The organism is Tenacibaculum sp. SG-28 (genome assembly GCF_002954385.1).
Classification (GTDB): domain Bacteria; phylum Bacteroidota; class Bacteroidia; order Flavobacteriales; family Flavobacteriaceae; genus Polaribacter.
Genome location: NZ_MQVY01000004.1, coordinates 187,342 through 199,853 on the forward strand (window position 1 = coordinate 187,342; position 12,512 = coordinate 199,853).

At 33.9% G+C, this 12,512-nt stretch carries 9 protein-coding genes and 2 pseudogenes; 5 read left to right on the forward strand and 6 right to left on the reverse strand.

Going from position 1 to position 12,512, the window contains the following annotated elements; all coding sequences use genetic code 11:
• Positions 1 to 9 precede the first annotated feature (9 nt).
• Positions 10 to 456, reverse strand: coding sequence for a type I restriction enzyme HsdR N-terminal domain-containing protein (locus BSU00_RS10850; protein ID WP_105004403.1), 447 nt, complete (start codon positions 454 to 456; stop codon positions 10 to 12).
• A gap of 54 nt (positions 457 to 510) precedes the next feature.
• Between BSU00_RS10850 and holA the strand changes: the two genes are divergently transcribed.
• The 4 genes and pseudogenes from holA to BSU00_RS10870 all read left to right on the forward strand — a co-directional run bounded on the left by holA (position 511) and on the right by BSU00_RS10870 (position 7,116).
• Positions 511 to 1,515 (forward strand): DNA polymerase III subunit delta, encoded by a 1,005-nt coding sequence (gene holA / locus BSU00_RS10855; RefSeq protein WP_105004404.1) that lies wholly within the window; start codon positions 511 to 513, stop codon positions 1,513 to 1,515.
• 258 nt (positions 1,516 to 1,773) lie between these two features.
• On the forward strand, positions 1,774 to 2,607 hold the full coding sequence (locus BSU00_RS10860) for a GLPGLI family protein (RefSeq protein ID WP_105004405.1): 834 nt from the start codon (positions 1,774 to 1,776) through the stop codon (positions 2,605 to 2,607).
• Positions 2,608 to 2,642: 35 nt separating this feature from the next.
• Positions 2,643 to 5,359: pseudogene (locus BSU00_RS10865) on the forward strand (carboxypeptidase-like regulatory domain-containing protein).
• A 125-nt stretch (positions 5,360 to 5,484) separates the two neighbouring features.
• Positions 5,485 to 7,116, forward strand: coding sequence for an ABC-F family ATP-binding cassette domain-containing protein (locus BSU00_RS10870; RefSeq protein WP_105004466.1), 1,632 nt, complete (start codon positions 5,485 to 5,487; stop codon positions 7,114 to 7,116).
• Between the two features lie 101 nt (positions 7,117 to 7,217).
• On the opposite strand, the gene BSU00_RS10875 is transcribed toward BSU00_RS10870, so the two are convergent.
• The 5 genes and pseudogenes from BSU00_RS10875 to rlmH all read right to left on the reverse strand — a co-directional run bounded on the left by BSU00_RS10875 (position 7,218) and on the right by rlmH (position 11,580).
• Positions 7,218 to 8,261: a M28 family metallopeptidase gene (locus BSU00_RS10875; protein WP_105004406.1), complete on the reverse strand. Its 1,044-nt coding sequence runs from the start codon at positions 8,259 to 8,261 to the stop codon at positions 7,218 to 7,220.
• A gap of 44 nt (positions 8,262 to 8,305) precedes the next feature.
• Complete coding sequence (locus tag BSU00_RS10880) at positions 8,306 to 9,091, reverse strand: ABC transporter ATP-binding protein (RefSeq protein ID WP_105004407.1); 786 nt, start codon at positions 9,089 to 9,091, stop codon at positions 8,306 to 8,308.
• Positions 9,092 to 9,146: 55 nt separating this feature from the next.
• Positions 9,147 to 10,177, reverse strand: a pseudogene (locus BSU00_RS10885) (FecCD family ABC transporter permease).
• Positions 10,178 to 10,753 carry a non-canonical purine NTP diphosphatase gene (locus BSU00_RS10890; RefSeq protein WP_105004408.1) on the reverse strand — a complete coding sequence of 192 codons (576 nt, stop codon included), beginning with the start codon at positions 10,751 to 10,753 and terminating at the stop codon, positions 10,178 to 10,180.
• Between the two features lie 353 nt (positions 10,754 to 11,106).
• Positions 11,107 to 11,580: a 23S rRNA (pseudouridine(1915)-N(3))-methyltransferase RlmH gene (rlmH, locus tag BSU00_RS10895; RefSeq protein ID WP_105004409.1), complete on the reverse strand. Its 474-nt coding sequence runs from the start codon at positions 11,578 to 11,580 to the stop codon at positions 11,107 to 11,109.
• Positions 11,581 to 11,640: 60 nt separating this feature from the next.
• Between rlmH and nadC the strand changes: the two genes are divergently transcribed.
• A complete protein-coding gene (nadC, locus tag BSU00_RS10900) occupies positions 11,641 to 12,501 on the forward strand; it encodes a carboxylating nicotinate-nucleotide diphosphorylase (protein ID WP_105004410.1) in 861 nt (286 codons plus the stop codon).
• Positions 12,502 to 12,512 lie beyond the last annotated feature (11 nt).

The window sequence follows — 12,512 nt, forward strand, 5'->3', positions numbered from 1 at the left end:
CAGGAGTAATTAAATTTTGTATGCAGGAATTTCCTCTAAAAAAGTATAGTTTTCTTCTTTTTTATTTAACATACAGCAAACGTGTTGCAGGCCGTTAGTGACAATTAAAAATTTAGCATTTAATTTTAGATTATATCTTGCAATTTGATCGAATGTATTTTGTGATAGTGTAACGGAAGGTGCTTTACATTCTATTAAAATATCGGTAGCTCCATCGCGATTAAATATTATAATATCTGTTCTTTTTTTTAGTCCGTTAACAAGGAGTTGTTTTTCAATAGCGATTAAGGTACTTGGGTATTTTTTACAATCTATCAGGTACTGCACAAAATTTTGTCGTACCCATTCCTCTGGGGTGAGCACTATGTATTTTTTTCGCAATCTATCGAAAATTAGCGTCTTATTTTCGTTACTTTTGATTCGAAATTCAAATTTGGGCAAGTTTAGTTGTTGCATATCTCAAAAATACGAAAACTTTAATTTTTGCCTTGATAAAATGACAGGAAATAGATGAATGAAGCAAATCATATTGTGCAGGATATAAAAAAAGGAAATATCAAACCTATTTATTTTTTAATGGGAGAGGAACCGTATTACATTGATAAAATTTCCGAGTTTATTGAAAACACAATTTTGGAAGATTCTGAAAAGGGATTTAACCAAGTTGTTATGTATGGTCGAGATGTTTCCATAGAAGATATAGTGTCCTCAGCAAAACGATTTCCGATGATGTCTAAGTATCAAGTCATTATTGTTAAGGAAGCACAAGACTTAAGTAAAAATATCGATAAAATCGAAGCCTACGCAAACAACCCGCAACCCTCTACCGTTTTAGTTTTCAATTACAAATATAAAAAGCTAGATAAGCGTAAAAAATCTTACAAGGCAATCGCTAAAAACGGTTTGATTTACGAGAGTAAAAAGCTTTATGAGAATCAAGTGCTAGATTGGATTGGAAAGGTGTTAGGAGGAAGAGGATATACCATTGAACCTAAAGCTTCGCAAATGTTGGTGGAATTCTTGGGTACAGATTTGAGTAAATTGAACAACGAACTTGGCAAATTAACCGCTATTTTACCGGTAAAAACAATAATTGATTCGCAACATATTGAGCAGAACATCGGGATATCTAAAGATTTTAATAATTTTGAATTGCGAAAAGCCATTGGAGATCGAAATATTGTAAAGGCAAATCGTATAATAAATTATTTCGCACAAAATCCTAAGAATAATCCCTTAATAGTTACCATTTCTTTATTAAATAGTTTTTTTACACAATTACTTTTATACCACGGTTTAAGAGACAAGTCCAAAGCATCTGTTGCAAAAGCGCTGCGTGTTAATCCTTATTTTGTTGATGACTACACGAAAGCAGCACAAAATTATCCAATGCGGAAGGTTTCCATGATAATTGGATTGTTGCGTGATGCAGATCTTAAGAGTAAAGGGGTTGGTGCAGTCTCTTTGCCGCACCTGGATATTCTAAAAGAACTTATCTTCAATATTCTTCATTAATACAAAAGGGCAGTAGTAACATTTGATTTTTTTCTAACCATTTTTTTAGGTTGGTTAGGGTCAACGATTCCAATACTTTCCATTATCAATTTATTTGTAATGAGTTTTTTCGATTTAGTGTTAAGGTATATATGGTATTAATATTAGCAGTTTCACAAGTTTTCGAGTATGCTAAACCTTAAAATGAAGTTAAAGTTTTGTCATATTATTTTTTTGTTTAATTTTTAAATACATTTGTTAAACAAAACTAACCATATTATGAAACATATTTTATTACGTTCGAGTCTATTATGCTTTTTCATACTTGTTTCCTTCAAGCCTGCTCCAGCAGATTTTAAGGGCCAAGCAATTTATTTTTCAAAGTCCAAGCTTGAATTAGGTAGCTGGGGTGCTAGAATGAGCGAAATGCAAAAAAAGCAGATTCAAGCAAGATTGAAAAATAGATTAGAAAAGACCTACATACTTAATTTCAACCAAAAGGAATCTTATTTCAAAGAAGAAGAAAAGATGGATGCTATGTCTGGTGCTACAGATTCTTGGGGTAAGAATTTCTCTCAAGGATATCAGTATAAAAATATCAAAGATAACAAACTTGTTCAAAGCCAAGAATTTTATGGTAAGCGATTTCTCGTAAAAGATAAACTTCAAAAAATAAATTGGGTAATAGGAAAAGAGTCTAAAAAAATAGGACAATATTTATGTTTTAATGCAAAAGCGTCGATTCCTAAAGAGGAGCTGTATTGGTATAATTTTTCATGGGCGGATTTAAGAAAAAAAGAAACTCCTAAAGATTCTTTAAATACAAATCAAGAACCAGCAATAGAGATGGTAGAAGTAGAGGCGTGGTATACACCACAAATACCAGTGAGTCATGGACCTGCAGAATACTGGGGTTTACCTGGGTTAATTTTAGAGGTTTCCGCTGGTAATTCAGTAATGTTGTGTTCAAAAGTTACCATCAACCCAAAAGAAGAAATTAAAATAGAAACTCCATCAAAAGGAACAGAAATTACCAAAGCAGAATATCAGAAAACTATCAAAGGTAAAATGATTGAAATGCGAAATAACAGAGGTAGAAGAAGAAGAGGGTAATACCTCTTCTTTTATTTTTATTTACACTTTTAATTATGAAGAAAATTTTAAGTTTTCTGTTCCTTGCTCTATCCCTACACTTTTATGGTCAGGTCCAGTTAAAGGGAATAGTTAAAGACAGTTTAAACACTCCATTAGAACTGGCAAACGTTATTGCAATAGACAAAGCCACAAGTACATTAGAATCCTACGGCATTTCCGATGCTAAAGGAGTCTACAAACTAGCTTTAAAAAAAAATAGAACCTATAAAATTCAAATAAGCTATGTTGGGATGAAGAACTTCGAGCAAATACTCACTACGAAGGAAGAAAACCTAACTAAAGATTTTGTTTTACAACTCGATTCCAACCTTGACGAGGTAGAAATTACCTATGAGATGCCAGTAACCATTAAGGGAGATACTATTGTATACAATGCAGATTCTTTTCAAAATGGTACAGAAAGAAAGCTAGAAGACGTATTAGAAAAATTACCTGGCGTCGAGATAAATGAAGATGGTCAAGTGGAAGTAGAAGGTAAAGTGGTAAATAAATTAATGGTAAATGGAAAAGACTTTTTTGACGGAGATACCAAACTTGCTACAAAAAATATTCCTTCTAAAGCAATCGACAAAATTCAGGTTTTGCGAAATTATGCAGAGGTTGGTCAATTAAGCGGCGTTAGAAATAATCAAGATAACGTTGCATTAAACATACAACTGAAAAAGGGAAAAGAAAATTTTGGTTTGGTAATGTAACAGCCGGTGCAGGAACTGCGCCAGAGGATGAATTGTACATTCTGCAACCAAAATTATTCTACTATTCCCCAAAATACAGTATAAACTTTATCGGAGATTTAAATAACATCGGTGAACTAGCACTTAGTCGAAGAGATATACGAGGCTTTGGTGGCGGATTTAGAGCGCCAAGTAGAAGCAGTGGTACGAATATTAATCTTGGAGACAATAGTTTAAATTTTTTAACCAATCAAAATAATGCACTGCAAATTAAAAATCAACTAGCGACGGCAAATTTTAGTTATTCTCCAAAAACATCTTTAGATCTAAGTGGTTTTGCCATCTTTAATAGCAGTCAAATTCTATCCAGAGAAGTTAGTTTTGTGCAGTACACGGATGCAAGTCTCGGTATACCGGATGAAAGAACCGAACAATCGAGTGACGAACATTCCAATCAAGGACTTTTAAAGTTAAGTGTATCCTATAAACCAAATTTAAATAACCAACTAGATTACGATATTTTAGGAAGAGTATCTAACGATAAACAACGGCAAAATATTTTTTCCTCTGTCATTGGTGCCACAGGACAGATAGAAGAGGTAACTCCCTTCAGTATTAATCAAAATTTAAGTTATTATTACACGTTAAACGATAGAAATATTTTTGCTTTAGAAGCACAGCATCTCATTAAAAATGAAGACCCATTCTACAATGCTAGATTAGAAAACGATCCAGACAGTACAGAGGATCCTTACGATTCTACTGCTGATGAATTAGGTCTAAATAACACCTTACCTTATTATAGTATAGCCCAAGATCGTCGGGTAAAGTCTAATCAATTAGATGCTAAACTAGATTATTATTATATTATCAATGCTAAAAGTAATCTTAATGTTACTCTGGGAACTATTCTTAGTCAGCAAAAATTCAACTCTAATCTTTTTCAATTTTTAGACAATAGAGAGCCTTTTAATCCTACACCAAATATTGATGAAGGTAAGGCGAGCAATGCGGTTACTTATAATTTCAACGATTTATATTTAGGTTTTCATTACCGAGTAAAAAAAGGTAAGTTTACCCTTACCCCTGGTTTTTCATTGCACTCCTACGGAAATAAAAACATCCAGTTTGGGGAGGTATACGAGGACAATTTCTTTAGAGTTTTACCAGATTTTGAAACTAGAATTCAGTTCAAAACAAGTGAATCTCTAACCTTTCGCTATGAAATGCGCAATAACTTTACCGACGTTACCCGACTTGCGGAAGGTTTGGTCTTGAACAATTATAACAGTATTCAATTCGGACAGCCCGATTTATTGAATTCATTGTCCCATAACCTTAGTTTGTTCTACAGTAGTTTTAATTTATTTAATTACACCAATGTATTCGCAAGAGCTTCTTATACTAGCAATATTGACCAAATTAGAAGTATAACTAACTTCGATAACGTCATCCGTACAAATACTTTTTTTAATTCTAATTTTGCTGATGAAAACGTAAATGTATTTGGAAGGGTGCAGCGCACATTCGGTAAAATTAGAGCTAGTTTAAATGCCAGCTTTAACTATAATAAAATTTTTCAATTTATTCAGGGAGAGCAGTCGCTAAATGAAGGCTACACCCAATCTTACACTCCCGGTATACGATCAAATTACCTCAAGGCTCCTAATTTCAATCTAAGATACAGGTATAGCGTTACCAATAATAACCAGGGGGAAAGAAAGACGAAGTTTATAACCAATGCACCTTCTATTGAAATGGATGCTTATATCTGGAATTCGGTTTCTTTCAGAACTAATTATACCTATACAAATCAAGACCTTGGAGAGGGAGAGTCTCAATCTTTCCAAAATTGGGATGCCACGCTTTCATATCGAAAAAATAGAGATGCAAAATGGGAATATGAAATTAAAGCGACAAACCTTTTAAACACCAAAGCACAGGTTCGAAATAGCGCTAATTATTTTTCGGTATTTAGTTCCGAAACTTTTATACAACCACGTTTTATAACCTTCAGATTTGTTTATACCCTTTAAGACTATTTTTATATTTTGATTACGAGCAGAACAAATTATTTGTTCTGCTTGTTTTTTTGTAAAAATTGATAAGGTATACAGGCTTTACGCCTTTTTATTCTCTATTTTCGCAAGAAATTTATTTTATGATTTCGGTAGACCAATTAGGTGTAGTGTATAGCGGTAAAACATTATTTAAGGACGTTTCCTTTGTTATTAATGAAAATGATAAGATTGCACTTATGGGTAAAAATGGGGCGGGTAAATCTACTATGATGAAAATTATAGCAGGGGTTTCGAAAGGAACTACAGGAACAGTTAGAGCTCCAAAAGACACCAAAATTGCTTATTTGCCGCAGCATTTGTTAACGGAAGACAACTGTACGGTTAAAGAGGAAGCCTCGAAAGCTTTTACAGCTATATTTCAGATGAAAGCCGAAATAGATGCTTTAAATAAAGAGCTAGAAACAAGAACCGATTACGAATCTGATGCTTACATGAAAATTATTGAACGGGTATCCGATTTAGGAGAACGTTATTATGCGCTTGAAGAAGTAAATTATGAAGCAGAAGTAGAGAAAGCGCTCAAGGGGCTGGGATTTACACAAGATGATTTTGGAAGAGCCACTTCAGAATTTAGCGGTGGTTGGCGCATGCGTATTGAATTGGCTAAAATTTTACTACAACAACCAGATTTAATATTATTGGATGAACCTACAAATCATATCGATATTGCTTCTGTCATTTGGTTGGAAGATTTTCTCATAAATAAAGCTAAAGCTGTAGTTGTTATATCACACGACAAAGCTTTTATCGATACCATAACCAATAGAACTATCGAGGTTACTATGGGAACAATTTATGATTATAAAGCTAATTATTCTCACTATTTAGAATTGAGAAAGGAACGAAGAGAACATCAATTAAAAGCATATCAAGAGCAACAAAAGCTTATTGCAGAAACTAAAGTATTTATTGAAAGATTTAAAGGGACTTATTCTAAAACAAATCAGGTTGCTTCGCGCGAACGAATGCTAGAGAAGCTAAAACTCGTTGAAATCGATGAGGTAGATACGTCTTCTTTAAAATTAAGGTTTCCTCCAGCGCCGCGCTCTGGCGATTATCCGGTTAGAGTGGAGAACTTTTCTAAAAAATACGGTGAAAAGTTGGTGTTACAAGGGGTGAATTTTTCTATAGCAAGAGGAGAAAAGGTTTCTTTTGTGGGGAAAAATGGAACCGGTAAATCAACGATGATAAAAGCCATATTAAACGAGATAACGCATGCAGGTAATTGTGTTTTGGGGCACAATACTAAGGTTGGATATTTTGCCCAAAATCAGGCTTCATTGTTAGATCCTGAGTTAACTGTTTTTCAAACAGTGGACACAATTGCAGTTGGAGAGATTCGAACTAAGATTAAAAATATACTAGGGCAGTTTATGTTTTCCGGAGACGCTATTGATAAAAAAGTAAAAGTATTATCAGGAGGAGAGAAGACGAGATTAGCAATGGTTAAACTCTTATTAGAACCAGTAAATTTACTTGTTCTCGACGAACCAACAAACCATTTAGACTTGCGTTCTAAAGATGTAATTAAAGAAGCATTACTACATTTTAACGGTACGCTTATACTGGTATCTCACGATCGTGATTTTTTGAGAGGTCTATCCCAAAAAGTATTCGAGTTTAAAGAAAAAAGAGTGGTGGAACATTTTGAAACCGTAGATGTGTTTCTAGACCGTCAAAGAATTCCTTCTTTACAAGCTATAAACGAATAATTTGTATGGCAAACTTTAGTTGTACCATTGTACACTTATGTCTATCGAAGTATAAAAAACCGTCGTAAAGACGGTTTTTTTATTCTATACAATGAACTATATTAGTTAGCTTTATCTACTACAATTCGATTCGGTCTATTGGCGACCTCCCATGCAGTATGAAATACGAGACGTGTTCTAGTTTCTAACATTTCATAGTTTATTTTATCGGGTGTATCTGTCGGTTGATGGTAGTCTGCATGAGTCCCATTAAAATAAAAGATGATAGGGATATTGTGTTTTGCAAAATTATAATGGTCGGATCGATAGTAAAAACGGTTGGGATCATTGTCGTCATTATACTTGTAATCTAAGGCTATATTGGTGTATTTTGAGTTCATTTCTTCCGAAATCTCGTGCAGTTCTGTACTCAATTTATCCGAACCAATTAAATAGACATAATTAGGGTTTCCTTTATGACGACTGTCTACTCTTCCAATCATATCAATATTTAAATTTGTGACCGTATTTTCTAATGGGAATATAGGGTTTTCTGTGTAATATTTTGAACCCAACAGTCCTTTCTCCTCTCCGGTTACGTGTAAAAATAGGATCGATCTTTTCGGACGTACGCCAGCGTCTGTCGCTAATTTAAAGGCTTCGGCTATTTCTAAAATAGCCACAGTTCCAGAACCGTCATCGTCCGCACCGTTGTATATTTTTCCATTTTTAATACCCTCGTGATCTAAGTGTGCAGATAGTACAATTATTTCTTCAGGTTTCTCCGCCCCTTTTATAAAAGCAATTACATTTTCTGAATCTTTAAGCTTTATGCCGCTTCTATTTTTACTTAAATATGCAGACGGGACTTCTTGAAAATAATTATCACCACCTAGTGGTGACGCAATATTTGCATTTTTGTAAAAATTTTTCAGATAAGCAACTGCTTTTTTCTGGCCTGGTTCTCCCGTATCTCTTCCCTCAAAGGCATCCGACGCGTATACGAATAAATGTTTACCCAAATCTTTTGCGGTAATAGTATTGGCATACTTCATCGCATCATTTTTATTTTTATCTGTTCGATCGTTATTTTTTACCGTATTTGGCACTGAAGAGCCGCATGCGATAAGAAATAATGTACTTATAATTAATGCTGTTTTTTTCATAAATTCTGTGTGGATTATTTTTTTGAAAAGTCACCTATGCGAAACTAATTTTTCTTAATTACGAATTGTTTTAATGTTTTGTTAAAAATAATTAATTCCTCAGGAAAAAGGGTGTCAAAAGCACGTTGTTCTATCAATTCTTTTGCCGTACCCGTGTGTAATTTATCTTCAGAAAGTAAAACAAGTTCATCTGCTAATTGTATTGCTAAATTCACTTCATGTGTTGATATAAGTATGGTTTTGTTGGTGGTTTGTACTAATTTTTTTAACAGTGAGAAAATTTTAAAGGTATGATGAATATCTAAATGTGCGGTAGGTTCGTCTAAAATGATTATTTCTGTATCTTGTGCTAAAGCTCTCGCGATTAAAACGCGTTGTAATTGCCCATCACTTAATTCATAGAAGCGTTTGTTTTTTAGTTGGTTGACCGCTGTTTGTTCCATCGCCCAAACTACTTTTTTTAGGTTTTCTTTGGTAAGTTTATCAATCCAATTCGTATACGGTTGTCTCCCAAGAGCTACAATTTCAAGTACTGTTAATTGACTCAAAGGAAGCCGTTCTGTCAAGACCAAGCTTAAAGATTTGGCAAGTTCATTGTAGCTGAAATGTTCTAGGTTCTTCCCGTTTAACGCAATCCTACCACCCAATGGTTTTTGTACCTTAGATAAGGTTCTTAAAAGGGTGGATTTTCCGATACCATTTTTACCTAATAATGCTACAAAATTCCCTTTTTTAACAGAAATATTAATGGCGGAAGCGATAATGCTGTTTTCTTTTTTTTTAGAATAGCCAATAGATAAATCTTCTGTTTTTAGAACAATGTCACGCATTAATAGTTATTTATAAGATAATCAAATGTAACGAATATACGTTTAGGTCTTTGTATTACAGGTAAATTTTCTTTTTACGAATTAACAACCAAATTACTACCGGTGCACCAAATAATGAAGTAATAGCATTTATAGGAAGTACGAATGCGCTATTAGGTAATTGCGCAATGCTATCACATAGCAATAGTATAATGGCACCAAGCATCGCTGTGGCCGGTAGTAAGACCTTATGGTTTGAAGTAGTAAAAGTATTTTAGTAACGTGTGGAACGGCTAAGCCAATAAAAGCAATTGGTCCAGAAAATGCAGTTATTACCCCGGTTAGCAAACTTGTAACTAGTAGAATTATATTTCTACTCATTTTAATATTTATACCTAAACTTTTTGCATAATTTTCTCCGAGTAAGAAGCTGTTTAGTGGTTTTGTAATAAAAAAACAAGTAAACATACTAATGGCATATAGTACAAAAAATACCAATAACTCCTCCCAATTTAAATTTCCTAAGGTACCAAAGCTCCAAAATTGATATTGTTGAATTTGAGAAGCCTCACTGAAGTAGGATAAAACACTAATTACAGCTGAAGTTAAAGAGCCAAACATTAACCCAATAATCAAGATAGACATCGTATTTCGAACTCGGTTTGCTGCAGTAATAACTGCTAATAGAACGATAAAAGCACCAACTGAGGCAGCTACAGCCAAGGACCAATTCGAGAAGACGATTGTTCCTAAGGTTCCACCAAACAGTCCTGATCCTAACAAGAACAAAGCAACTCCTAAACTCGCGCCAGAAGAAATACCCAATACAAAAGGTCCTGCAAGAGCATTTCTGAATAAAGTTTGCATTAAAAGACCACTAACGGATAGCCCAGAACCCACTAGAACAGCAGTTATTGCTTTTGGAAGGCGATAGTTTATAATAATAGTTCTCCAGCTATCTTTCGCAGGAATATCACCTATTAAAATTGCGCCTATTTCTCGCAGTGGAATTGCTACAGAACCAATACTAATGTTAACAAAAAAAAATACGATGACGATTACGCCGAGCAAAATAAAATATTGGGTATGCGATTTTGAGGCGTACAATTATTCAGAGGTTAAAAATGATATTAGTTTTTGTATGGCAAGGCCTCGGTGGCTAATTAGATTTTTTTCCGAGAGTTTCATGGTCGCAAAAGATCCTGGATGCCCCTCTGGTTGGAATATAGGATCATATCCAAAACCTTTTTCTCCTTGTTTGTCTTTTAAAATTGTTCCTTTACAAATACCGTCAAACAAAAATTGTTTATTGTCTAAATTCAAACAGATGGAAGTTCTGAATTGTGCCTTGCGATCTTTATTATTTTCCAAGGCTAGCAAGAGTTTTTGCATATTATTTTCTGCATTAGCGGGTTCCCCTGCATATCTTGCAGAATACACCCCAGGTGCACCATCAAGACTCGCTACTTCTAGGCCCGTATCGTCTGCAAAACAGTTGTATCCATATGTATTTGTAACATAATTGGCTTTGATTTTGGCATTTCCTTCTAGTGTGTTAGCAGTTTCTTCTATATCCTCAAAACATCCGATATCTTTTAGAGAAAGAAGTTCGATGAAATCTGGGAGAAGTTTTTTTACTTCTTCTAGTTTATTTAAATTGTTGGTGGCAAAAACAAGTTGCATTAAAATTAATTTAGCATAAACAAATGTACTATTTTTTATCCGCTCTAGGAGAAGACAAACCATAATATTTATCTAAAGTAGTACCTGTTACGTCATGCTATATGTAATAGGTTATACTGCGATGTAGTTGTAAAATAACTTGTTTTAGGTTGCTCAAACACCATCATATGCATGCCATCACAATCGTGTATAAAACATATCGGTCGGACATAAATTGTGCGATTTAAAAAAAGGCAATCAATAACCAGAATCTGTAAAAATTACCTTAAAAGAAAAGGTGTTTCAAAAAGTAAATGATGTAAATAAGATTCTTTTTTCTGCTTTATTTTTTATCTGTGTAAAAGCTGTTGTAATTACTCGTGATGATAGGGTTCATTTCGTAAAATAGTAAATGCACGATACACTTGTTCTACTACAAATAAACGAATCATCTGATGTGAAAATGTCATTTTTGAAAACGATACTTTACCGCTAGCCTTTTTGTACACTGCATCGGAAAAACCATATGGTCCACCAACCGCAAATACAAGTTGTTTATGTCCAGAATTCATTTTTTTTTGGAGATATTGTGAAAACTCTAGAGATGAAAATTGTTTTCCTTTGTCATCCAACAAGACAAGTTGGTCTGTATTTTGTAGTTTAGCCAATAGTAATGCACCTTCTTTGTCTTTTTGTTGAGCGGTACTCAAGTTTTTTGTTTTTTTAAGATCAGGAATTACTTCCAATTCAAACTTTATGTAGTGTTGTAATCGATTTTTATATTCCTCAATGAGCGCTGTAAGTGGTTTGCTATCTGTCTTTCCTATTACCAATAACTTTATTTTCATAGTGTAAAATTATGAAATATGAATTATGAATTAGTATTTTTACAACAAGAATAAAAAATTATGATTTCAAAAGAACAATTTAATACCGAGTTAGATATTATTATTTCCAATGCGATTCGAGAAGATGTAGGGGAGGGGGATCATACCTCTTTATCCTGTATACCAGCAAATGCCATCGGAAAAGCAAAGCTTTTAGTTAAAGATGATGGAATCATCGCAGGTGTTGCCTTTGCGAAAATGGTTTTTGCATATGTAGATAAAGATTTACAGATAGAAACCTTTATAGAGGATGGAGAAAAGGTGTCTTTCGGAGATGTAGTTTTTATTGTTTCAGGAAAATCACAATCTATTTTACAAGCCGAGCGATTGGTGTTAAATGCCATGCAACGAATGAGTGCTATCGCTACCAAAACCAATTTTTTTGCGAGCTTATTGCAAGGTACGAAAACAAAGGTGTTAGATACGAGAAAAACGACACCTGGTATACGAGCACTCGAAAAATGGGCCGTGAAAATTGGTGGTGGAGAAAACCATAGATTTGCGCTTTATGATATGGTGATGATAAAAGACAACCATATCGATTTTGCAGGAGGTATAACGCAGGCCATACAAAAAACAAAAAAGTATCTAGAAGCCAAAGGGTTAACTATTAAAATAATTGTAGAAGCAAGAAATCTGGAAGAAATTAAAGAAATATTAACGAACGATGGAGTATATCGTATTTTAATTGACAACTTTAACTATGAAGACACCAAAAAGGCAGTTGCCTTGATCGGGAATAGATGCCTTACCGAATCTTCTGGTGGAATAAATGAAGATACCATTCGAAAATACGCAGAATGTGGTGTAGATTTTATTTCTTCGGGAGCATTAACGCACTCGGTATATAATTTAGATTTAAGTTTAAAGGCAATAGATTAATATTTCTTAAA